The organism is Bacillus sp. CECT 9360, from assembly GCF_918741275.1.
GTDB lineage: Bacteria > Bacillota > Bacilli > Bacillales > DSM-1321 > Peribacillus.
Window position 1 is genome coordinate 174,844 of record NZ_CAKKNA010000003.1, and the last position, 23,663, is coordinate 198,506.

A 23,663-nucleotide genomic window follows, 5' to 3' on the forward strand; every position below is an offset into this window, starting at 1 on the left:
CCTCTCTATTATTGAACACATTCACTAACAGCTTTCATAAAATTTCCATAGGTGATTTCCCCTAATGAAGTATGGTCACCTTGAAAAAAACGGTCGAAAGTAAATTCTTTCGCTTCTTCCATGCTAAACTCTCTTCCACGAATAACCAAGTTAATATAGGCTGCAAAAAATTCACAGCCTAGATTCCCACTGCGGTGAACTCTCATTTTGGTATCTCCTTTTCATTAAAGCCAGGTGAAGCTACGCTGATAGGTATACTACAGGATGGTTTTTCAGGACCATCGAAAACAATCGGAGCGCAACATGATGAACTTTCACTTTGTACCAGTCTCGAATTATTTATACTGCATACGCCGGTTTCCGGCAAAATCAATTCAACTTTTGCTGATGATTCGACATCCCCTGAAATATAAGCAGCAATTGATCGAACTTGCTCATATCCGGTGGCCATAAGAAAGGTGGGTGCCCTTCCATAGCTTTTCATGCCCGCAATATAAAACCCATCTTCGTTGTGCCTTAGTTCTTTCTCTCCATGAGGGCGTACAGTACCACAGCTATGTACATTCGGGTCAATAAGCTGGGCAATCCCTTCAACACTTTCGGTTGTTTGATCAATACTTAGCCTAAGCTCGCGTAGGAACGAGAAATCCGGACGGTTGCCGGTATTTACAATGATTTCTTCAACATTTACCTCTTCTATTTGTCCCCCCGCCTCACCTATAAGTTTTATGTTGCCATTCTCTGATTCTATTACTTGTTGTACACGGAATGGTGTAATGACTCTGACCGTACCTGTATTAACAAGCTCATGAATTCGGGTCCCGAGTTCCCCTCGTGCTTCTAATTGGTCATTTGCTTCTCCACCATAAGCTTCTTCGGCATTTCGTTTTCTCATAATCCAAATAAGTTCAGTTTGCGGGTCATTTTCTTTTAGTTTAGCAAGGTCAATTAAGGTATTAAGGGCTGAGTGTCCTCCGCCTATAACAGCAATACGCTTACCTTTGTATTGATTTCCGGCCTCGCCTTTTACATTTGGAATACCATAATAAATATGTTCGCCTAAAACTCTCTCTCGGCTAGTCCAAACTCCCTCGGAATTAACCGGATTAGGATTGCTCCATGTACCTGTGGCATCAATAACTGCCTTTGCCTCGATACGTTCGGTTACATTATTTTTTTCAACATAAAGAATAAATGGCTGTTCCGCGCGTTGATCTGTTTTCATTTTATCGATGCCTTTTCTGCTGATAGAAACTACTTTTGTATTCAAAGATAGGACAGGTGCTATCTCTGGTAATGCGGCCAAAGGTTCTAGATACTCATTTATGATTTCCTTCCCAAGCGGCAAATCATCTTTATTTGGCGCTTTCCAATTATGTCTTAGCAGCAATTCCCTCGATGCCTGATCAACGTTAAATTCCCATGGAGAGAATAATCGGACATGTTCCCACTTCCGGATATTATCGGCAATTCTCGAGCCAGCCTCAAGTAAAATGAATTTTTTTCCTCGAAGAGCTAAATGTGAGGCCGCAGCTAACCCTATAGGACCAGCACCAATAATAGCAACAGGCAACTCTTTAGATATAGCTTTATCCATCTGTCATTCCTCCTATCTTTTAATCAAAAAAGTTTGATTTATAGGTTGATAAAATAATTATCTTCGAAATAGACAACAAAGTTCCTCCGACAATAGATGCTCCACTTCTTGGTTATTTAAGGAATAATAACTCCATGTTCCTCTTGTTTCTTTTTCAATAAGTCCGGCATCCAATAGTATTTTTAAATGATAGGAAAGTTTGGACTGAGGCATATCGATGAGAGGGATCAGATCGCATACGCATATCTTTCCCTTTTCTGTCAGAATGTTCATGATATGAAGACGTTTTTTATCGGAAAGAGCTTTAAACTTTGATTCATACTTTTCGAAAGCTGAATCCAGACTGATATCCAACAAAGGAATTTCGTTATTCAATGTTTTCACTCCTTCATCAACTTTTCTTGATTTAAGGAAAATATATATCATCAAGAAAATTATGGCAAACGAATTAATCAAAAAAATTGGATATGAATATTTTTTATTGTAGTTTATAGGATTTATTTATTATTCTCCATCATCATACAGGTTGTATAATAAAGATATTCAAAATTTTTCAAAAAGGAGAATTATATGGAATCCATTATTAATGAGTTTAGAAGTATACCGACAACTTGTATTTCTGATGCAATGCAGGGCCTTAACAATCTTGACCCTGCCATTAAACCTTTAAAAGAGGAATACAGATTTGCAGGGAGGGCTTTGACTGTAAAAACTGCGGTTGGCGATAATCTCGCCGTATTGAAGGCAATAAGAGAAGCTAAGCCAGGCGATGTAGTCATCGTCGATGTAAAAGGGGACCAATATCGGGCGGTAGCAGGAGATTTTGTCGTCGGAATGGCCCAAACCATGGGTATTAGTGCATTAGTCGTCGACGGAGTAATAAGGGATATTGTTGCCATTAAAGAGTTGGATTTCCCTGTCTTCAGCAGAGGGACAACCGTGGCTTCTAGTGGGAAAGCGGGGAACGGGGAAATCAATGTACCAATCTCGTGTGGCAGCGTTTCGGTTCAACCGGGAGACATTATTGTAGGGGATGCGGACGGTGTTATCGCCATCCCGCAATCGATTGAACAAGAGGTCTTGAAGAAGTCGTTGGACAAGCTGGCGAAGGATGAAGAACGAGAAAATAAGATTTCCGGAAATCCTGAAGAAATAAGAAAGTACATAGATGGGATGCTGGCGAAATAATATCCCTGATCGGTAAAGTCAAATTACAGAGACCGGAAAATCCTGCATCCAATCGTCAAAAGATTAATGCGAATTTTTTTATTATCCAAACTGCGGGGTTTATTATCCAAACCCGGAATTTATCATCCAAACTGCAGACTTATTATCCCTATCCAAAAACGGACTTCCAACAAGTCCGTTTTTCAATCTCCTTGGCTTGACGTCGAAAATCCATTTTATTTTTAAGCTACTTAATAGTTTTATTTTCTTATATCTTGATATAATCATATTAGATATTTCTTCGATAATCAGAAGGTCCCCCTTTTTTCACACATCCTGGTTTAAAAATCGATTTTATGCAGGACATTAAGCTAAAGAATATAATGAAGGATCATAGCATATTTTCTTTAGCGAAAAGTAAAAAGGACTTCTAGAATTTATACTTTACGCACATTTATAAGAATGGATGATTTTTTATCACCGAAAAATATTACCCATCCTCTTTTCATGCAGCATATCGCTCCCTAATGCAAAATTTTTTTCAGAAAACTAATTAATCAAGAGGTGGACAATGATCAATACAATTCAACAACAAGAAGGTTTAACGAAAAAGCAGCATCGCCGACGTTCAAAAATTTTACTTTTGCGGAGGATCTTGCTTATTACGTTTGGTGCTATTTTAATGGCAGTGGGCCTTGAAATCTTCCTTGTACCCAATCAGGTCATTGACGGTGGAGTGACAGGTATATCGATTATGCTCTCCTCCATCACAGACTGGGGAATCGGTGTGTTCTTATTTATTTTAAACTTGCCTTTTATCTTTATTGGCTACAAACAGATCGGAAAAACATTTGCTTTATCGACTTTCTATGGAATCATCATCCTTTCGATATCTACGACAATACTTCATCCGGTACCACCTTTTACCGATGATCTGCTTTTGGCCACCGTATTCGGTGGGATTGCGATTGGAGTTGGAATCGGTATCGTTATTCGAAACGGCGGCTCTCTTGATGGAACCGAGGTATTGGCCATCCTTGCCAATAACAAGCTCCCGTTCTCAGTTGGGGAGATCATCATGTTCATCAATATTTTCATTCTTGGCAGTGCTGGTTTTGTATTCTCTTGGGATAGAGCCATGTATTCACTTATTGCCTATTTTATTGCTTTTAAAGCAATCGATGTTACAATTACTGGTTTAGAAGAGTCAAAATCCGTTTGGATCATCAGCGACCATTATCAGGATATTGGTGATGCCATACTGCATCGCTTGGGCCGCGGAGTTACTTACTTAAATGGAGAAGGCGCTTTTTCAGGAGACGATAAAAAAGTCATTTTTTGCGTAATCACCCGATTGGAAGAAGCCAAGCTAAAAGATATTGTAGATGAGGCTGATCCAAATGCCTTTTTATCAATAGCAGATATTGCTGAAGTGAAAGGCGGACGTTTCAAAAAGAAAGGCATTCATTAAGTATAGCTAGAGGCCAACTCAGATATATTGGCCCCTAGCTTATTTAAATGGTAACTTCAAATTCTTTCACATACACAGCCTTCCCTGTAATCTCTACCTCAAATGACCCATTCTTTTTCGTAACTGTTACGTGCACTCTTCCATCTCTCCCCATTTCAAGACCTTGCTCTATAACCAAGTCTAACTGTTTATCAAATTCATTGGTTATATAGGTTGCAAAGTAAGCCCCCATTACTCCTGAGGCAGTTCCAGTCACCGGATCTTCAATCGTACCGGAAAACGGCGATGAGAAATGGCGGGCATGCATATGTGCAAGATTATCATAGGTTTCCAAACAGAACGGATGGACAGATGCTTTTGGCATTTCTTTTAAGATGTTTGGAAAAAGCTGATTATTGGGTTTCATTCTTTTAAAAGCACTGAGTTTTCTAATTGGAATTAATAATGTCCATATCCCTGTGCTTCCGTACAAAATAGGGAAATCCGGCTCAATATCACTTGCTTTTAGGCCGATTGAAGTTGCGAGCTCTATAACAGAGCCGTGGAATTCTTGAAACTGTGGAGTTGCCTGTTTCATCGTAATAGCTGGACCATCGTCCAGAGACTGAATCCTTATTGGCAATATTCCTGCTTTCGTTTCAATCGTTAAGTTATTTTTTTTTAATAGGCCTTTAGACTTTAAGGCATAAATCGTCGCCATTGTTGCGTGGCCGCACAGGTCCATTTCATGCCCCGGAGTAAAATAACGAATCGTGATATCAGCTGCATCCGAACGAATAGGAAAAGATGTTTCATTAAAGCCCACTTTGAATGCGATCTCTTGCATTTCTTTCTCTGTCAGGCCGCTTCCTTCTAAAACAATCCCCGCCGGATTCCCTTTATTCGGCAGATTGCTAAAAGCATCGTATTGATAAACCTTTACAGTTTTCACCTAAACATCCCCTAATCGACATCTATATAAGTTGAATTAATAATTTAATTTTGGCTCATTCATGTGAAACCAGAGTTTCACATGCCTTTCAGCAAAGCTGAAAGGTTGCTCCAACGGGATAGGCCGTGGAGAAAGCTCGCTTTCTCCACGGCCTATTCCGTTGGAGCTTAAATGAGCCAAAAATTTATTAATGCGTAATCTTTAGTTGAACTTATATAGAAATTAATATAGATAAATTTCTAGATCATTCGTAAAATACCTTTTTCTTTAAAGTGAAACATTTTAAGTCTAAGTCTAATATTTTGTAATGAGTTTAGTATTTCCATATGATATAACAAAACCATCACGTTCTAGTTAAGGGGGGGGATCTCCATGGGGCTGCGGGACTAAGAATTGGGGAATTCGCTGAATTAGCTAACGTTACTAAGCGAACCATTGACTATTACACTCGGATTGGATTATTAAAAGCTGAACGTTCCAGTTCAAATTACCGGTACTATAGCATGGAGGCAATTTCCCGCCTTCGCTATATCGAAGAATTAAAGAAAAAACATTTATCGCTGAATGAAATTAAAGCGGAAATAAAACAACAAGAAACTGAAAGCCTGGATTTAGATGAGCTTAAAGACAGAATAAAGGATTTGGAACAAGACGTATCCGCCATTGCTTCCTTATTAAAGGAAAAAGGAATCCAAAATCCTGACATGATCAAAAAACATCTTTCCCACGAGACCATGACACTCATTCAGTCTTTGTTGATGTTATTAGTATAAGGGAACAAACATAAAATGATTTTCCTTAAATGGATCTTCTTTTATTGTTAGCGTTAGGTCTAACAATTTGTGGACCATTCAGAGTAAACCGCTTTAATGTCACTTTTTGAATGAATTAAGTTTGTGACAATCTTCTTTCAGGGTAATCAAGAAGAAGACTAATATTTTGTACCACATGGAGGTGAACGCCTTACTTAGTAAGGCTACTTTTTGAATATTGTTAATATAATCTTATTGATCGTGTTAATTGCTTTGACCGCATTTTTCGTAGCAACCGAATTTGCGATTATCAGAATTAGAAGCTCAAGGATAGAACAACTTATACTTGAGGGCAAGACAGGAGCCGTTGCTGCAAAAAGGGTAACTTCACATTTGGATGAATATTTATCCGCCTGCCAATTAGGAATTACTGTTACAGCACTGGGAATTGGTTGGCTGGGCGAACCCACAATAGCAGATTTCTTGGAACCGATTTTCCTTAATTATAATATCGGGGAAAATACATCCCATATCATTGCTCTAATTATCGCTTTTTCCCTCGTAACATTTTTGCATGTGGTAGTGGGTGAACTTGCTCCGAAAACGGTGGCTATCCAAAAGTCTGAGGCTGTTACTCTTGCATTCTCTAAACCAATTATTTTGTTTTATAAAATCATGTATCCCTTTATTTGGGTTCTGAATGGATCAGCCCGTTTCATAGTAGGTCTGTTTGGATTGAAACCAGCTTCAGAGCATGAGTTGGCGCATTCGGAAGAGGAACTCCGTTTTCTTCTTTCTGAGAGTTATAAAAGCGGGGAAATTAATCAAAATGAACTAAAATATGTAAACAATATCTTTGAATTCGATGAACGAATCGCTAAAGAAATCATGGTGCCCCGCACTGAAATCATCAGCTTTTCGATCGATGACAATCTTGATAACATCCTGGCAACCATTCGGGACGAAAAGTATACCCGGTACCCAGTAGTTGACGGCGATAAAGATAATATATTAGGGATCGTTAATATTAAAGAAATACTCACAGCTAAGATTTCGAGAGAATCTTTGATGGAGGAAATCCCGTTAAAGCCGTTTATTAAACCGATTATCCGCGTCATTGAAACGATACCGATTCACGACTTATTGGTTAAAATGCAAAAAGAACAGACCCATATGGCCGTTCTTTTTGATGAATATGGTGGAACATCAGGCATTGTGACAGTTGAGGATATCCTTGAAGAGATTGTCGGCGAAATCCGCGATGAATTTGACGCAGATGAAATCTCAGATGTTCGTAAACTAAATCAAAATCATTACATCTTTAACTCCAAAGTGTTAATCAACGAGGTGAATGACACCCTCGGAATCCATATATCTGAAGAAGATGTCGATACGCTCGGAGGATGGTTCCTAACCCACAGCTATGATGTCAAACTTGGTGATGAATTAAAAGCAGAAAGTTATACCTTCAAAGTTAAAGAGGTAGACGGCCACCATATCTCGTTTATTGAAGTTAAAAAAATCTAAATTATTCTTTATCAAAAAGGGCCCCCTCGTATGAAATCTACGAAGGGGGCCCCCTTTTTATTATTTCTTTAGATGATAAGGTACGGTCGTCACAATTATATTCCTTCTATAAAGGAGATAGGCACGAATTAATAAACTGGATTGATTGTGAAGAATATTATGCCAGCCTTTTTTCGGGATAAATTGCGGGATGATTACCGTTACCCGGTATTTCGATTCCCTGGCTTTTTTTTCCACTTTGTCTATAAATTTAGTCAGCGGTTGAATGATGCTTCGATAAGATGAGTGTAAGGTGACAAGCCTAACATCTGGCTGCCATTTATTCCATCGCTCTTCAAATCGTTTTTCATCTTCCCTATCAAAAGCAACGTATACAGCTATAATCTGATTGGCTGACAGGGATTTTGTATAATTCAATGAGTTTTCAACCACATGAGTAATCCCAGCAACAGGCACAATAACGATGTTCCCCTCAATCGGGACAGCCGGTTCACAACTTTGTATACTCAATTGTTCACCAACGGATTGATAATGCTTTTTCACCCGGTGAAAGGCAAAAACAATCAGTGGCAAAAAGATTAATACGGGCCATACCTGGCCGAACTTTGTCAAAAAGAAAATCATCATGACGGTAAAGCTAATCAAGGCCCCAACAAAGTTGATCGCTAATTTAACCATCCATCCCTTCGGTTTTTCACGGATCCATTTTACAAGCATTCCTGTCTGCGATAGAGTGAATGGAATGAACACTCCAACTGCATAGAGAGGAATAAGCTGTTCGGTTTGTCCGTTAAAAACAACAATCAAAAGGATAGATGTGACTCCCAGCGTAATGATTCCATTTGAGTAGCCCAATCGATCTCCTCTGATCGTGAACATTCTAGGAATGTACTTATCTCTCGCCAGATTGAACGCAAGTAAAGGAAAGGCAGAGTATCCGGTATTAGCAGCAAGGACCAGGATTAACGCTGTTGTACCTTGTATAAAGAAATACATGAGGTTCCTTCCAAAAGTTTCAGATGCAATCTGGGATATGACCGTTTCTTCTACTTGAGGAGAAATTCCGTAATAATACGCTAAGACAACAATCCCTGAAAATAATACGGCAAGCAAGCCACCCATAGCAAGCAATGTTTTGGATGCATTATTTGGAGCCGGATCCTTGAAATTCGGAATGGCATTGGATATGGCTTCAACCCCGGTTAACGCAGAACTTCCGGATGCAAACGCCCTTAATAATAAAAACAAAGTGATGCCTGCAACCGGTGTGCCGATTGGAGCATGCAGATCCGGCGAGACATCACCGGTAATGATTTTATACAACCCTACACCGATTAAGATAAATAGCGCCAAAACAAATAGATAGACCGGGTATGCCAGAATAGAAGCCGACTCGGTTATCCCCCTTAGGTTTAGAATTGTAATGAAAACGACCAGTATGCTGGCAATCCCTACATTATGGTTGTGCATTGCAGGAAATGCCGAAGTAATAGCATCGGTGCCGGCTGAGACACTCACCGCAACGGTCAGAATATAATCGACCAGAAGAGAGCCGCCTGCTATCAACCCCGGATTCTCTCCGAGATTTTCCTTAGACACCACATATGCTCCGCCGCCCTGTGAATAAGAAAATATAATTTGCCTGTATGAAAGAATAAGAGCCGTCAAGAGTAAGAGCACTCCGATTGCAATCGGAATCGAATACCAAAAAGCAACTGTGCCTACTGTAATTAAAACGAGCAAGATCTGTTCCGGACCGTAAGCAACTGATGAAAGAGCATCCGAAGAAAGGATAGCCAGTGCTTTCCGTTTATTTAATTTTTGTTCCCCTAGTTCTGTTGATTTTAATGGCCGACCGATTAAAAATCTTTTTAATGCGGATATCATAATCCCATCACCATCATTCTGTTTTTGTATGTTTCCTGCTGATTAAACAAATTCCCCAACAACAAAAAGCCCACAAGGCACAGTAAACAGCCTAGTGGACAATTAAGCAATTTTTGTCTCACCAGCTCCATATCCACTCTCAAGAACGCTTACGGAGTTAGCTGTCGGATTCGGGCCAAAAGAGTAGCCCTACCTACGTTAATAGGATTCACCCCAGGTGAAAAAAGTCACCTTAAAAAGTGGGTCCCCCGCTCCAAAAAAGGATTAAGCGATATAGAAATCTGAAACTGATGATAACTATACTCCTGTGTACAAAATTTGTAAATAACTATTTTTTTAATTCTTTTAAGGCTTGTTTCCCTGACCTAAATAATGTGTTTCAATCACTTCTTCTACTAATTTATCCTTAACTTTCATGACTCTAAAAGCCTTTGCATCTTGTCTGGAGCTTACGGCCCTTTTAAACCCTCCTTCTATAAAATGGAGAGCAACCCCATCATCCGCCGCTATACCGCCCTTGATTTCTTCAGAAAGAATCAGCCTATGGTATGATGGCCTTCGCTCCGATTCTCCATCATAGTGAGGGCAATTGCTTCCTTGCAAAAACCCTAAACAAGTAATGGATGAGAGACCGTCCCCATAGGAATCCGTCACTCCTTCTTCAAACCAGCAAAGCGAGCCGGCACTAATTCCAGCGAGGATGATTCCACGCTCATATGCCTTTTTTAAAATGAGATCCAACCCCCATTCCTTCCAAACCGCCAAAAGATTCTTCGTATTTCCGCCACCGACATATATGATGTCTTTTTCCATTATATAATCCTCTATATTTCTTGTTGGTGGCCTGAACAATGAAAGATGTGATGGTTCACAGTCCATTTTCTCAAAGAAATCATAAAATCTCGCTATATAATCTTCTGAATCGCCACTCGCAGTGGGGATAAAACAAATTTTCGGACTTGGCTTTTTTGCTTGGTCAAGAATATAGGTATCCATTAATGGATTGTCAGGCTCCATTGAAAACCCGCCACCCCCTAAAGCAATGATCTGTCTCATTTTCCACACCTCCCTTTATTTCCTATAGAAATTCTATAACGACTCGAGGAATCCTGTTTTAATGACACATGTTGACATCTTCCATTAATATGTTATTTTAATATAATGTACTTTAACACCCAAAAGCACGAAAGTGTGTATAGATAACGATTTTAAGAAAGGCAGGAATACCCATATGGAAGAAAGGCATCATGATTTACAAAAGGGGTTATTGCCCAGGCATGTGATGTTTATTGCACTGGCGGGCATGATTGGAACCGGTATTTTTAAAGGCAGCTCAGATACATTAAATATGGCAGGCCCAAGTGTCGTCTTTGCCTATTTAGCCGGGGGGATCCTACTATTCATTGTCATGGCTGCTTTAGGAGAAATGGCGATGGCTTTTCCGGACTCAAACGTTCAAAACCTTGTTAATAAAGCGTTTGGTTTTCGGATATCCTTTGTCGTTGGATGGCTCTATTGGTTTAATTGGATCATTGTAATCATTGTCGAATTGCTGGCAGCAGGAAGCTTCTTGCAATACTGGTACCCCTCTGTTCCGTTATGGCTGTTCAGCTTACTTTGTGCTGCGGTAGTAATCGGGATTAATTTGTTTCATGTAAAATTTTATGGAGAACTTGAGTTTTGGTTTGCAGGAATTAAGATAATTGCAATTATTGCTTTTATTGTTCTAGGACTTCTGATCATATTAGGTATTTTTCCCAGCTCCACTCCCGATCCCTTCTCAAACTATACGGCACATGGCGGATTTTTCCCTAATGGGCTCAACGGAATTTTTAGCGCGCTATTGGTTGTTATGTTTTCCTATGGGGGCGCTGAATTAATTGGGGTGGCCGTGACAGAAACGAGAGATGCTAAGAAGGTGCTCCCCAAAATAATCAAAGGGGCCGTTTGGCGGGTTATCTTTTTTTACATCCTTCCGATTCTTATCATCTGCGGGATCATGCCCTGGAACCAAGTTTCGGGCGAAGACAGTCCTTTCGTTCAGGTTTTCAGTTTATCAGGACTCCCCGGGGCCGCTCATATTATGAATTTCGTTCTGTTAACAGCTGTACTTTCAGCCGCTAACTCGGGCATCTACGCCACATCTCGAACATTGTATTCAATGGCCCAAAGCGGAGAAGCGCCAAAAGGCTTGTTGCAAACAACTAAAAAAGGCATTCCTCTCAAAGGAATTCTGCTAGCTGCAACATGCCTATTGATCGGTGTGTTCTTGGCTTATATGTCACCCGAACGAATCATAAGTTATTTAATGACTATTCCGGGTTTTACGGTTCTTCTGTTATGGATAAGTATTTGTTCAGCTCAACTAAAGCTCCGGACGGGGTACAAAGAACAACCTGACTTCCGGGTGAAATGGCATCCATATACGACCTTATTTGCGATCGTCTCGTTATCGCTTATCTTTCTTGCTTTTATTTTTAATCCAAATAATCTCATCGGATCTGCCGTCTGTCTGGTGACTGTATCAATACTTGCAATACTCTCGTTCATTGTCCGAAAATGAAAAGGAAAAAGTCTTAAAAAACACTTTGAAACCTTATTCAAAGTGTTTTTACTTTTTTAGATATCTGCCATGTTTATTTCATTTTTTTCGCATGCCAAATTGGGCATTCAACTGGCCTCTGAGCATTCTTTCACGGGTTGTTCGCCGATCTTCCTTCTTGCCCTCTCTTATCATTTCCTGCCTGATTTCGTATGTTTGTACACCATCTTCTATTTTATTCGCGATATCCATTAAGGCTTCAACATCGGCAAAAGAGTACTTGCGGTTACCCTTTTCCGCTCTTTCGGGAAAAATGAGATTTCTTTCTTCATAATATCGAATCTGCCTTTCGGACAGACCCGTTAACTCGCTGACCACTCCTATTGAAATCACCTTTTTATCTTTATAAGATGCATCTCCGCTTCCCATATCATCACCTCGGACAGAAAGTTTATTAAAAAAAGGTTTACATTCTAAATATTCGAATAATTTATGTTAGGTAATATAACATAAAAATTCCATAATGAACATATGTCCAAAGAATTATCCGTACTTTTTTATAAAAATACGCTCAAAAAACGAAAACCATGTTAGATATTCTGACAAACATAATAATGATTCATACTTATAATTCTAATAACTCCCGATTACGGAATTAATCCTTCTTTTTACGGGATAATCCAAATTTTTACGGAATAAATGAAAATTTTACGGAATTATCAAGAAGAGGGTAAGGTCCCCGTCCATTTTTAGGCGGAGAACCTTACCCTCTTTTAATGAACATAACTATTCATCCAGCTTATAACGAATATAATCATAGTTCGAGGTAGGAATCACTTTCTTAACATTTCCTTCCCGGTCTTCATAGAGCTCATACTCCCGGTACGTTTCCACAAGATATCCGTCTACCTCTTCACGATCGACTAGTCTTTGATCCAGCTGTAGTATCAAATTTTCTTCAGATGCATTCTTTTTTTCTCCAGGTGTGGCCATGGTGGTTTCATTAATAGCACCACCCGCTTGTCCAAGTAATATAGGTTCTGTGTCATACAAAGTTTTCACATAATCAGATTCAAAATAAGCTACTGGAACCAAAACCATAGCAAGTAAAAGCAGAGGGTAAATCTTCACTTTTTTTTTCAAAGATATTTCTTCCTTCCTTGTCCTATCGTGATTTCTATCTATTCTATGTACGGTTATTTAGGGAAATGTCGGGATCATTCAATTTCTTTAAAAGCGCAAAAAAGCCTCTCAGCATAATGAGAGACTTCTTTAAATACAATTATACGAGCATTGTAAATCCTGTTAAGAATAACCCGATAATAAATCCGCAAACCGCTCCGTTTACCCTGATCCATTGCAGATCTTTTCCAACACTGTTTTCAATCATCTCTATGAGCATCTTATCATCCAGCTTATCCAGGTTTTCCTCTACAAGCTTGCCAATTTTCGAGTGATTGCCTTCAATAAGAACGCTAGCTTGTTCCTGAATCCAGTCTTCAACCCGAGTGATTTTTTGTTCATCCGTCTTTATCTCATTTAATAAATTTGTGATAAGCGGAAGGAAATATTCATCCATGAATCGGCTGTCCTGGACAAAGGACAATGCGTGCTGACGAACTTTTTCGACGATACCAGTTACCTGATCAGCCGGTTCCCAATCTGAAATAAGACGATCCTTCAGATTTTGTATTTCTCCTACTAATGGCTTGTTCTCTCCTATATTCCGTAATGCCGCGCGAAGCCGCAAGAGAATTGCCTCGCGATTTGTATCGTCTTCCTGACGCAGGCTTGCTATATTGTTCAGCAAAAGGTTCTGGAGAATATTCCCGAGCTTCTCCTCGTTCACCATGCTTTGAAAGGACTTAAGCGCAAACTGAAAAATCCCGTCTACCTCAATTTTATTGATCGCATTTAGAGCAAAGCTCCCAAGTTGATAATTACGGTTTTCTTGGACTAACCATTCTTCCGCTTTTAACAGTAAAAGATCAAACGCCTGCTTGTCATAACTGCTCAGCAGTGCTTGATTGGCAGCAGACTGAAGAAGCCCGCGCACTTCAAGTGAAGTGAGTGACTCCTTTAGCTGTTTCTCAATAAAGGGCACTACCCAATTGATGTCAATATGATGGATCAATCGAGTTAAAGTCTGTACGATTCCCTTTTTCAAATAATCAGAGTGAAGCTCTTTTTCGGTAATGTTCAGCAATTTCTCTGTAAAATGGATCTGTTTTAATTTATCTTTAATACTTTCTTTTGAAAGCCAGTCGTTTTCTATCGTGGATACTAACGCCTTTGTCACCCGTTTTCGATTTTTTGGCAAAAGCGCCGTGTGAGGAATAGGAACTCCCATTGGATGCCGGAATAAAGCCGTCACGGCAAACCAATCAGCCAATCCCCCTATGAGACCCGCCTCAAAGCCGCCTTGTATTAAATTTATAATGAAAGGCCCTTCAAAAGGAAGAGTGGAAATAAACCCCGTCCCCATGACGGCCAGTGAAATACCTGCTAAGTGCTTTGAATTTTTAGGCATACGATTCATTCATCCTTTGTGTAAATAAATATATTATACCCGAATGGTATATGATACTCTACTAATTACAACGCCTAACAAAAGAAGAACCGGACGTGCACAACACGACCGGTTCTTCTTTATCTTTGTCCGTCTATTTTTGATCCACTATCAAACTTACACTTTTACCGTCTTTTTGTTCACCATAATGTTTTTTATCATGAACGATTAACGATAAGCCCGATAATTCTTATGATGCTTGATGGGCAAATAAATATTCCCTCAGCAGGGAACATCCGAGGGGACAAATATTCATTTAATATCCAAAGGCATCTTCTGACGAGGTTTAGGAAAAATGTCATCAATCCGGTTTAGTTCTTTATCGGTTAATTCAATTGTCGCCGCTTTGGCATTCTCCAAAACATGTTGTTCCTGGACCGCTTTAGGTATGGCGATTACTTGATTCGTCCGTATCGTCCAGGCAAGAGCGATTTGCAGCGGTTCCACATTATGCTTTTCTGCAAGGTCGACCATGACCGGATCGCTCAATAAACGGTTTCTTAAAGAACCGCCTTGAGCAAGGGGACTATACGCCATAATCGGGACATCGTGTTCTTTTTGCCAGGGGAGAAGATCAAAATCAATTCCTCTGGAACCTAGATGGTATAACACCTGGTTCGTCACACATTTTTGCCCGCCCGGGGTGTTCCATAACTCTTCCATATCATCGGTGTCAAAATTAGAAACTCCCCACTTTAAGATCTTGCCTTCTTTCTTCAGCTGTTCCATTCCTGCAATCGTTTCCTCTAAAGGAATATTCCCTCTCCAGTGCAGAAGGTATAGATCTAAATGGTCTGTTCCCAACCGTTTTAAACTGTTTTCACACGCTGTTGAAATCTTCTGTAATCCTGAATTGTGCGGATACACTTTCGATACTAGAAAGACATCCCCTCTCATCCCTTTTATCGCTTCGCCTACTAGTCGTTCAGACCCACCATTTCCATACATTTCAGCCGTGTCAATCAGCTGCATACCCAATTCGATTCCAAGTTGCAAGGCTTTGATTTCCTTGCTTTTCGCTTGAGGGTCCTCTCCCATGTACCACGTCCCTTGCCCTAAGCATGGAAGTGATGTTCCGTCAGACAAAGTCACTCTGCGCTTTTCAAGACGATCTTTTATTTCGGCTACGTTGTTTTTATCCGGTAAATTCATTTTGCATCAAGTCCTTTCACATCGCTGGACATTTTCGGTCATCAAGTAGGGTTAGGGTTCCCTACTCCAGAAGATAAAAACCAGAAAAACGGTGGTAGGTAGGTGTCCTCACTTGGGGGATTGCACATATAGAGCAGCTTGCTCATCTTGCCATTTTAAGATTATAACGATAGACTTCTTCGTCAGATGAAAGCTTAAATCCCAGAGAAGGATTGAAATCTAAAGAGATTTTGTGATACAGATGTTTTTGGCTTTCTTTCGACACTAAGATGGGAATATTCTCAATGACAAACAAATCATCATCGGTTTGCTTTTTATCGATTTTAAGATGATGTTCGGCATATAAAGAACAGCTGCCAACAAATATCGCTTCTATTCTGACACCTTCATTTTCCTTAAAGTCATATTTTTTTAATTCCGCTGCTGCGGGTGGTTTTATCATTACTTCCATCATCATCACCCTTTCTTCATACTTTAACTATACCCCTTCCTCATGAAAATAATGGGTAAAAATATATGTAATTTTATTTCAGTTAAATGAAATGAAATAAAAATTACATATATTTTTAACGTAAGGAAAATAGTAACTTAACATTCCTCCTTTATTATTAATTTGTTGTTAGAAAATTCTAATTTCCTTGGAGGGAAAAAGATTGAACAAAATGGGCAAAAAAGTAGCAGGGTTTACTTTGGCTGGGGCAGTTGCTATTTCATCACTGGGATTGGCCGCCAAAAAGGAAGATGTTCAAGCAAAGGATAGAAAAAAAGAACCGACTAATGTCATCATGATGGTCATGGATGGGACTAGTGCCGGTGCCACTACCCTCTCAAGATGGTATAAAGGCGAAAATCTCGCTATCGACGAAATGGTGGCAGGCGGCGTTAGAACCCACTCCGCAGAGTCGGCCATCACTGACTCAGCACCAGCGGCAACAGCACTGGCTACTGGAAATAAATCCAACGATAAATTCGTTGGTGTCCTGCCTGCAGTGGTCAATTCACCGGGGGTTAAGCCGGTTTCCGCAAAAGATGCTCATAAACCGGTTGCAAATGTTTTGGAAGGTGCCAAACAACAAGGGAAAGCAACGGGTATCATTTCAACTTCCGAAATCCAACATGCGACACCGGCAGGCTTCTCTGCTCATGTGACACATAGAAGCAATTACGGGGATATTGCTGAACAGCAAGTCTATCAAAATATCGATGTAGTGTTAGGCGGAGGAAAAGAATCTCTTTCTCCTGGAACTACAAAAAATGCTAGAAAAGATGGCGAAGACCTCTTAACGGTACTTCAAAAGAACAAATATGATATCGTTGAAAATCGCAATGATCTCTTAAATTCAAAATCAAATAAAATTTGGGGAAGCTTTGCCCCAAGCGCACTTGCTTATGATTTTGACCGGGAAACAACCAAACCAAGCGAGCCTACTTTAGCAGACATGACAGGTAAGGCGATTCATACATTGGATAAAGATAAAGACGGTTTCTTCTTATTCGTGGAAGGAAGCAAGGTTGACTGGGCAGCGCACGCAAACGATTCGGTTGGAATGATTAGTGATGTATTAGCATTTGACGCGGCTGTAGAGAAGGCAGTTGATTTTGCGAAAAAGGATGGAAACACAATGGTCATCGCAGTGAGTGACCACGGAAACAGCGGAATTACAATGGGTAACCAAAATACAAATGCAACCTATCCGGAAACTCCTGTGTCAGCGTATATCGACCCATTAAAGAAAGCAAAAATGACGGTTGAAGGTGCATTAAGCCAACTCAAATCAGACAAATCGAACCTTAAAGAAGTAGCAGCATTATATGGTCTGGATAACTTGACCTCTGAAGAAGAAGCAACCTTAAATTCTTCTAAAAACCTTGCTTCAGACATGGTAAAAATGCTCGCGAACCGTGCAAATATCGGCTTTACAACGGGCGGACATACAGGTGAAGACGTATTCCTATATTCTTACGGACCTTCCAGACCAATCGGACTGCTTGAAAACACGGACATTGCCAAAAAGATGGCACAATTCATGGGCTTTGATTTAAATCAATTAACGAAGAAACTTTATGTTAATGGCAAAGACGCATTAGAGAAAAAAGGCTACACAACCCGCATTGATGTGACAGATCCAAATAACGTAGTTCTGATTGCAGAAAAAGGAAAACAAAAAGTACAATTCCCGGCAAATAAAAACATCATGATCCAAAGTTCTAATCAACAAAAAACGGTAAACACCATCAATGTGTATAATGGAAAAGACTTCTATATTTCTGAAAGTGCATTGAAGCTTGTGAAATAAGCACTCTCTTCATAGTATGCATGACAAGGGGCTGTCCCGAAAGTAGAAATTTAGCCGACATCTGGATAAAAGCAAAACCCAAGAATACTGTTAAATCAGCATTCTTGGGTTTTTAATTTGGTACATTTTAATCTTAAATGGACTTTTTAGACAGACACTTGTCCATTTTTCTCCCTTTACTAGATCTTAAATTGCCTTGCAAGGCTTTGCAGTTCTTGTGCGGTTTGGGCCAACGTGACTGTCGCAGCGCTTACTTCTTCAATGGATGCAGTTTGCTCTTCCGTGGCAGAGGCAACCTCGTGAGTATATCCACTTGTCTTGGCTGTTATCTCATTGACACCAACCATCGTTTCCACTAAGTTACTAGTTCCTTCGTTAATTTGATTCATGGAGCTTGTTACGTCTTTCAGTCGGTCTACGACTTGAACAACAGCAGTCCCAATCTCCCCGAAAGAGCTCCCCGCAGTATTGACTAATTCTGTTCCTGTCTTCAAGGCATTTTCACCATTTTTCGTCGACTCTACCGCCTTGTTGATACTAGCCTGGATATCTTTTATCAATCCATTGATTTGCTGTGTCGATTCACTGGATTGCTCTGCCAATTTGCGGACTTCATCAGCTACAACGGCAAAACCTTTGCCATGCTCCCCAGCTCTGGCAGCCTCAATTGCCGCATTGAGAGCTAGTAAGTTCGTTTGCTCCGCAATGCCTTTAATCAGCGATACAATTTTTTCAATTTCAGATGACTTCTCATGTAATAGTTGGATGACACTTCCCGTTTCAGCAGTATTACTATTAATTATTCCCATTTGTGTAATTGCTTGCTTTACAATTTCCTTCCCTTTCTCTGATTGCTCCAAAGAGAAATTCGTGGCTTCGGTTACACGTTCAACCTGATCTGAAATTTCTAACATATCATTCGAGATTTCCTTAGTAAATTGTGTTGATTTTTCAACTCTGTTTGTTTGTTCTTCAGCACCTGCCGCCACGTCCTGCATCGATCCGGCAATTTGCTCTGTTGCTTTAGATGTTTCATCTGCGTTCGCACTTAGCTGTTCAGAGGAAGCTGCTACTTGTTCAGAAGTTTCAACAACATTCATGATTAAGTCTTTTAAATTTTCTACCATCTTGTTAAAGCTGTCCGCCAACGACCCAACCTCGTCATTGCTTTTCACTTTCACTTTCTCTATCGTCAAATCACCCTCGGCCACAAGTGTCATCTCATGGGCTATTTCCCTTATTGGATTTGCGATGCGTCCCGAAAAGAACCATGCGACCACCGAGCCAACGACCAACGAAATCCCTAATGTAATTAATAAGACATATAAAATGGAATTGGCGCCGCTATTAAAATCCATCATATATGTCCCCGCAGAGACCACCCATCCCCAATTCTCTTCTTTTTTTGCAAATGTTACTTTAGGCTTGATGCTATCAGGATCATTAGGCAACGGCCATTGATAATAGGCATATCCATCGCCTTTAAATGCAGCGTCAACAATTTCTTCCCCAACATTTACTCCATTGGGATCTACAGAGTCAAATAGATTATTACCTTCTGAGTTTGGATGAGCCAGTAGTTCTCCCTTCTCATCCATCGCAAAAAAGTAGCCGTATTCGCCCATGTTTATGCTTTTATCAATCTCTCTTTTACCATCAGTACCTTTTTCACCAATGAGTGCAACCTTAGCCCTCTCTTGCGCTTCCTCTAAAGAAAGGGCTCCTTTTTCAACTTCTTGATTAAGATTTTCTATTAATTTAATAGCCATATTCACATTATTGGTTAAGTTTGTTTCGCCAAGTTGGTCTAGATTAGCTTTACTGGATTGATAGCCAGTAATACCGATTACCAATGATGGAAGCGCTAACAAAATTAAACATAAAAAAATGAGCTTTGTTTTCAGCGTAGTTACGATATTTTTAACTTTTAGGTTCATAACGCAATCCTCCGATGCTTTAATTTAGGACTATTTTCTTAGTAAATAATACCTAATTTTAATATAACAAATTTTCAGATTATTGCAAAGGGGGGGAGAAATATCGCCTATTGCCACTAAAAAAACCAAACAAAGCTGCTCAAGGCATCTTGCTTGGTTTTACGAACAATATAAAACTAAAAAATCTCTTCAAACTGTTTTCTTCTTCCCGCTTCGATATTATTTAAAATGATACTTAAATCGGCAATCGTTTCTTTTTTTAATTCAAAAAATTCAAATCCGTATCTTAGCTCCCCGTTAAGGTGATCCTCTCTTCTTACGATCTTGCCCATGAGATTAAATTCTCTGTCTCCCAATGTAAAATATATTTCTCCGATAATTTCATATTTTACAGGCAGCTCATACGTTGAGACAAACTTTACTCCGGTAACACTTATATTTTCTACCTGGCCAATAAAACGCTTGTTGCGTAATGATTCATACTTTTCATTGCCAAAGTCAACAATTTTAACGGTACATTCTATGTACGGGACTAATACCCTATGTGCTCTTTTTTGGATGGAATACTCTATTGCAGATTCATTACTTCCTTTTTTCGGATAGTTGTTTGTAGTATGGTATAAGTTCAAATTCTTTAATTTCTTTTCACTGCGTAAATATAATACTAGTAGTAATACAATCAGAAATGCTTCAAATAATATGAGATAATGCACTTCTTCACCCCCTACAAACCAAGTTCGCCTCTCACATACAAAAGGGATGAATCCAAAAAATTGTGGAGTCATCTCTTTGACTGAGTTCTTTATCATCAAACCATTTACCTAATTTATACAGTAAATATGTCTAAAAGTCTAGGAGAAAAATAAATTTTCTAACATTAATAAAATAAAATCTTATGAAGAGCTCCTCTTATTTGGGCTTTTTTCATTTTCTTAAAAATCCTCTTCCTGATTCTCGTTTTATTTGTATCAAAAAGATATAAGGTGTGATTTCATGACTAAAGAAAACCATACAAAGTATGCGGTCCTCGGCTTGCTCACCACAGGATGTCATACCGGATATTCGATTAAACAGATGATTCATGGCAGATTAAATCATTTCTGGAAGATTAGTTACGGGCAAATTTATCCAACCCTAAAGCATTTAGTTGACGAAGATCTTGCGACAGTTATGAATTCCACTCAAGATGGCAAGCCGGATAAAAAGGAGTACCATATCACACAGAAAGGAGAGCTCGCCTTACAATCGTGGCTTCAAACACCGATTAATGATATTCCTACCGAAAAGAACGAATTATTACTGAAGCTATTTTTCAGCCGCCATCAAAGCATCGATATAACCATCAATCATATCAACACGTACTATGAAAAGCTTCGTCTACGTTTTAATACCTATGAAGACATTACAAAAATGATTTCCGAAAACCTATCGGAAAAGGCCGATGCGCAATTTTGGCTCATCACATTGGATTATGGCAAAAGAATGACCCAGTCTGCTATAGAGTGGTGTGAGGATGCGATGAAGAAACTAGAGGAATAAAAGGAGGAGATTCATATGGGCAAAAGAATTTTTCCAGGCCGTTACACGGCTGATCATGAGGGCGAAATCGTTATATTCATCATTGGGATGCGCGTGAACAAATGGTGGGCCATCCATAAATGGGGGCCTGTGTTCAAATCGATGCCTCCTATGATACGTGAGCTTTTTATAAATCAAGAACATGGATGTTTGTCCATGGAGACCTTTTGGGGATTGCGATCTACATTAGTGGTTCAGTATTGGCGTTCAACTGAAGATTTACTTTCTTATGCGAAAGGACAAAAGCATTTAACCTCATGGGAACATTTCAATAAAAAAGCAGGAAATAATGACGCAGTAGGAATTTATCACGAAACCTATGTCGTTCCCAAGGGCCAGTATGAATCCATCTATGGATATATGCCAAAATTCGGGCTTGCCAGGGTCTCTGGACACAAAGCGATTACACCTTCCTTGAATTCAGCCCGACGACTCAAAGCATAAAAAGAAAACTACTTAAACCATCCCTTTTCTTTGGATTGAGTAATCGCTTCTATCCGGTTCTTCACTTCCAGCTTATCTAAGATCATTGAAATATAATTACGCACCGTTCCTGTTTTTAGCTTTAGTTGATCAGCAATTTCTTTTGTGTTTTTTCCATCGGCAATCAGTTCTAATACTTCCCGCTCCCGGTCGGTAAGAGGATTTTCTTCACTGTATATATCATCCATGAGTTCCGGTGCGTAGATTCTCTTGCCTGCCTTAACGATGCGGATTGAACTCGCCAGCTCTTCACTAGGGCCATCCTTTAATAAATAGCCGCTTACCCCTGCTTTTAACGCGCGTTGGAAGTAACCTGAACGGGCAAAAGTTGTTAGGATGATGACTTTACAACCTAGCCCTCTCAGTTCTTCTGCCGCCTCAAGTCCACTTTTTCCTGGCATTTCAATATCCATGATACACACATCCGGCTGATATCGCTGTACAAGATTAATGGCTTCTTCTCCATTACTTGCCTTTCCAACGACCTCCATATCCTCTTCCAAATTGAGCAATGAACCTAAGGCTCCCAATAGCATTCGCTGATCTTCAGCAATGACAATTCGAATCATTTAAGCTCCTCCTTATCTGTCTGCTTTACATCGTTTGGGACTTTTATGAGTAATGTTGTCCCTTCTCGAGCGATAATCCCGAGGCTGCCGTTGACGAATTCAAGCCGTTCCCTCATTCCTATCAGACCGTTCCCTTTTGTAAAGTCGTTTTCCGTCACGCTACCGACTCCGTTGTCCCTAACGGTAATGACAATTTCGTTCCACGATTGCCCGATCGTGATATGGCATATTGAGGCGCCGCTGTGTTTGACAACATTGGTCACCGCTTCTTTCAGACACATACTTAGAATATTCTCGGTCAACAAGGAAACATTCGTTAAAGCTATTTCTTCATCGCCTACAAACTCAATTTCAGCTGCTTTAAGGATTTGTTTGACGCGAATGATTTCTTCTTTCAATCGGATGCCACGCATTTGCGACACCATCTTCCTTACTTCATTCAATGCTGTTCTAGCGGTCTGCTGAACATCTTTCAATTCATCTCGTGCTTGCTCGGGATCTTTGTAAACTAATTTACTGGCCAAATCGCTCTTCAGTCCAATAAGAGAAAGCTTTTGTCCCAGTGTATCATGAAGATCACGGGCTATACGCTGTCGTTCCTCAAGCTTCCCCAACTCCGAAATCCGATTGTTGGCATCTTCGAGTTTTTCTTCAAGCTGTCCCATCTCATTCCGATTGCGAATACTAAAAGGTAGAAGGATGACACTTATCCAAATGATAACGACAAAGGGCAACTGTTTTAAGAACTGTTCCTCCTGCAGAACGACGTTTAAGTTGATCGAGACGGATGTGCTTACTAAATGAACAATGTACAATGTGATAAAGGGATAGCGACCCTTAATATTACCGATAAAATAGGCAATATAAAAGGCAAAATAGATGTAGTTGAACAGGCTCGTCGATGCAACCGAGATACCAATCAATAGAATCGTCCATATATAAACGGCCCATCCGTTTGATATAAAAGCTACTCCGTAAAAGAAAAAGAATAAGATTGTCAATAAAATCCCCACGATTATTTCATTCGTGGAGGAAGATTCGAATATGAAATAGAATGGTAAAATACTCAGGACAGCCCATATATAGGGAGCTATCCCGGTACTTTTCAGGAATATCATATACCTTTTTAGCATGTGCGAAACCTCTTTTTCGGTATTAGATATTAAAACACTTTGCTATCTTATCACACTCATATCTCTGTCTT

The 23,663-nt window shown here is 39.8% G+C and carries 23 protein-coding genes and 1 riboswitch; of the genes, 8 read left to right on the forward strand and 15 right to left on the reverse strand.

The window, feature by feature from the left end; genetic code table 11:
* Nucleotides 1-8 precede the first annotated feature (8 nt).
* The 3 genes from LQ216_RS04760 to LQ216_RS04770 are packed head-to-tail and all read right to left on the reverse strand — an operon-like array spanning nt 9 to nt 1,972.
* Entirely contained in the window at nt 9-206 is a 198-nt protein-coding gene (locus tag LQ216_RS04760) for a hypothetical protein (protein WP_230127215.1), read from the reverse strand.
* The gene (locus tag LQ216_RS04765) at nt 203-1,597 is read right to left on the reverse strand and encodes an NAD(P)/FAD-dependent oxidoreductase (RefSeq protein WP_230127217.1); all 1,395 of its coding nucleotides are present in this window, start codon (nt 1,595-1,597) and stop codon (nt 203-205) included. The genes LQ216_RS04760 and LQ216_RS04765 overlap by 4 nt, the downstream gene beginning before the upstream one ends.
* Nucleotides 1,598-1,654: 57 nt before the next feature.
* Entirely contained in the window at nt 1,655-1,972 is a 318-nt protein-coding gene (locus LQ216_RS04770; RefSeq protein ID WP_290369224.1) for a metalloregulator ArsR/SmtB family transcription factor, read from the reverse strand.
* A 195-nt stretch (nt 1,973-2,167) separates the two neighbouring features.
* On the opposite strand from LQ216_RS04770, the gene LQ216_RS04775 reads away from it, so the two are divergent.
* Complete coding sequence (locus LQ216_RS04775; RefSeq protein WP_230127219.1) at nt 2,168-2,785, forward strand: RraA family protein; 618 nt, start codon at nt 2,168-2,170, stop codon at nt 2,783-2,785.
* A 550-nt stretch (nt 2,786-3,335) separates the two neighbouring features.
* A complete protein-coding gene (locus tag LQ216_RS04780; protein WP_230127221.1) occupies nt 3,336-4,235 on the forward strand; it encodes a YitT family protein in 900 nt (299 codons plus the stop codon).
* 43 nt (nt 4,236-4,278) lie between these two features.
* On the opposite strand, the gene LQ216_RS04785 is transcribed toward LQ216_RS04780, so the two are convergent.
* Entirely contained in the window at nt 4,279-5,166 is an 888-nt protein-coding gene (locus tag LQ216_RS04785; RefSeq protein ID WP_230127223.1) for a PhzF family phenazine biosynthesis protein, read from the reverse strand.
* Between the two features lie 392 nt (nt 5,167-5,558).
* Here LQ216_RS04785 and LQ216_RS04790 point away from each other — a divergent pair, with 392 nt between their 5' ends.
* On the forward strand, nt 5,559-5,939 hold the full coding sequence (locus LQ216_RS04790; protein ID WP_290369230.1) for a MerR family transcriptional regulator: 381 nt from the start codon (nt 5,559-5,561) through the stop codon (nt 5,937-5,939).
* 210 nt (nt 5,940-6,149) lie between these two features.
* Nucleotides 6,150-7,445: a hemolysin family protein gene (locus LQ216_RS04795; protein WP_230127224.1), complete on the forward strand. Its 1,296-nt coding sequence runs from the start codon at nt 6,150-6,152 to the stop codon at nt 7,443-7,445.
* A gap of 60 nt (nt 7,446-7,505) precedes the next feature.
* Here the strand turns inward: LQ216_RS04795 and LQ216_RS04800 are convergent, their stop codons facing one another.
* The gene (locus LQ216_RS04800) at nt 7,506-9,332 is read right to left on the reverse strand and encodes an APC family permease (RefSeq protein WP_230127226.1); all 1,827 of its coding nucleotides are present in this window, start codon (nt 9,330-9,332) and stop codon (nt 7,506-7,508) included.
* A gap of 131 nt (nt 9,333-9,463) precedes the next feature.
* Nucleotides 9,464-9,613, reverse strand: a riboswitch (cyclic di-AMP (ydaO/yuaA leader).
* Nucleotides 9,614-9,677: 64 nt separating this feature from the next.
* Entirely contained in the window at nt 9,678-10,388 is a 711-nt protein-coding gene (locus LQ216_RS04805) for a peptidase E (protein ID WP_230127228.1), read from the reverse strand.
* A gap of 175 nt (nt 10,389-10,563) precedes the next feature.
* Here LQ216_RS04805 and LQ216_RS04810 point away from each other — a divergent pair, with 175 nt between their 5' ends.
* Complete coding sequence (locus LQ216_RS04810) at nt 10,564-11,895, forward strand: amino acid permease (RefSeq protein ID WP_230127230.1); 1,332 nt, start codon at nt 10,564-10,566, stop codon at nt 11,893-11,895.
* A 78-nt stretch (nt 11,896-11,973) separates the two neighbouring features.
* On the opposite strand, the gene LQ216_RS04815 is transcribed toward LQ216_RS04810, so the two are convergent.
* The 5 genes from LQ216_RS04815 to LQ216_RS04835 all read right to left on the reverse strand — a co-directional run bounded on the left by LQ216_RS04815 (nt 11,974) and on the right by LQ216_RS04835 (nt 16,052).
* Nucleotides 11,974-12,303: a MerR family transcriptional regulator gene (locus LQ216_RS04815; RefSeq protein ID WP_230127232.1), complete on the reverse strand. Its 330-nt coding sequence runs from the start codon at nt 12,301-12,303 to the stop codon at nt 11,974-11,976.
* Nucleotides 12,304-12,660: 357 nt separating this feature from the next.
* Nucleotides 12,661-13,017 carry a hypothetical protein gene (locus LQ216_RS04820; protein WP_230127234.1) on the reverse strand — a complete coding sequence of 119 codons (357 nt, stop codon included), beginning with the start codon at nt 13,015-13,017 and terminating at the stop codon, nt 12,661-12,663.
* A gap of 139 nt (nt 13,018-13,156) precedes the next feature.
* Nucleotides 13,157-14,404 carry a DUF445 domain-containing protein gene (locus tag LQ216_RS04825; protein WP_230127236.1) on the reverse strand — a complete coding sequence of 416 codons (1,248 nt, stop codon included), beginning with the start codon at nt 14,402-14,404 and terminating at the stop codon, nt 13,157-13,159.
* A 291-nt stretch (nt 14,405-14,695) separates the two neighbouring features.
* The gene (locus tag LQ216_RS04830; RefSeq protein WP_230127237.1) at nt 14,696-15,595 is read right to left on the reverse strand and encodes an aldo/keto reductase; all 900 of its coding nucleotides are present in this window, start codon (nt 15,593-15,595) and stop codon (nt 14,696-14,698) included.
* 142 nt (nt 15,596-15,737) lie between these two features.
* Nucleotides 15,738-16,052 (reverse strand): iron-sulfur cluster biosynthesis family protein, encoded by a 315-nt coding sequence (locus tag LQ216_RS04835; protein WP_230127239.1) that lies wholly within the window; start codon nt 16,050-16,052, stop codon nt 15,738-15,740.
* A 205-nt stretch (nt 16,053-16,257) separates the two neighbouring features.
* Here LQ216_RS04835 and LQ216_RS04840 point away from each other — a divergent pair, with 205 nt between their 5' ends.
* The gene (locus LQ216_RS04840; protein ID WP_230127495.1) at nt 16,258-17,892 is read left to right on the forward strand and encodes an alkaline phosphatase; all 1,635 of its coding nucleotides are present in this window, start codon (nt 16,258-16,260) and stop codon (nt 17,890-17,892) included.
* 179 nt (nt 17,893-18,071) lie between these two features.
* Here LQ216_RS04840 and LQ216_RS04845 read toward each other — a convergent pair whose 3' ends face one another.
* Complete coding sequence (locus tag LQ216_RS04845; RefSeq protein ID WP_230127241.1) at nt 18,072-19,829, reverse strand: methyl-accepting chemotaxis protein; 1,758 nt, start codon at nt 19,827-19,829, stop codon at nt 18,072-18,074.
* A 176-nt stretch (nt 19,830-20,005) separates the two neighbouring features.
* Nucleotides 20,006-20,542: a PilZ domain-containing protein gene (locus LQ216_RS04850; protein ID WP_230127244.1), complete on the reverse strand. Its 537-nt coding sequence runs from the start codon at nt 20,540-20,542 to the stop codon at nt 20,006-20,008.
* 280 nt (nt 20,543-20,822) lie between these two features.
* On the opposite strand from LQ216_RS04850, the gene LQ216_RS04855 reads away from it, so the two are divergent.
* Together LQ216_RS04855 and LQ216_RS04860 are read left to right on the forward strand one after the other, a co-directional pair.
* Nucleotides 20,823-21,368, forward strand: coding sequence for a PadR family transcriptional regulator (locus LQ216_RS04855; protein ID WP_230127246.1), 546 nt, complete (start codon nt 20,823-20,825; stop codon nt 21,366-21,368).
* Between the two features lie 15 nt (nt 21,369-21,383).
* On the forward strand, nt 21,384-21,851 hold the full coding sequence (locus LQ216_RS04860) for a DUF4188 domain-containing protein (RefSeq protein ID WP_230127248.1): 468 nt from the start codon (nt 21,384-21,386) through the stop codon (nt 21,849-21,851).
* A gap of 8 nt (nt 21,852-21,859) precedes the next feature.
* Here the strand turns inward: LQ216_RS04860 and LQ216_RS04865 are convergent, their stop codons facing one another.
* Both LQ216_RS04865 and LQ216_RS04870 read right to left on the reverse strand, forming a co-directional pair.
* Nucleotides 21,860-22,459: a response regulator transcription factor gene (locus tag LQ216_RS04865; RefSeq protein WP_230127250.1), complete on the reverse strand. Its 600-nt coding sequence runs from the start codon at nt 22,457-22,459 to the stop codon at nt 21,860-21,862.
* Entirely contained in the window at nt 22,456-23,592 is a 1,137-nt protein-coding gene (locus LQ216_RS04870; protein WP_230127252.1) for a sensor histidine kinase, read from the reverse strand. The genes LQ216_RS04865 and LQ216_RS04870 overlap by 4 nt, the downstream gene beginning before the upstream one ends.
* Nucleotides 23,593-23,663: the final 71 nt, after the last annotated feature.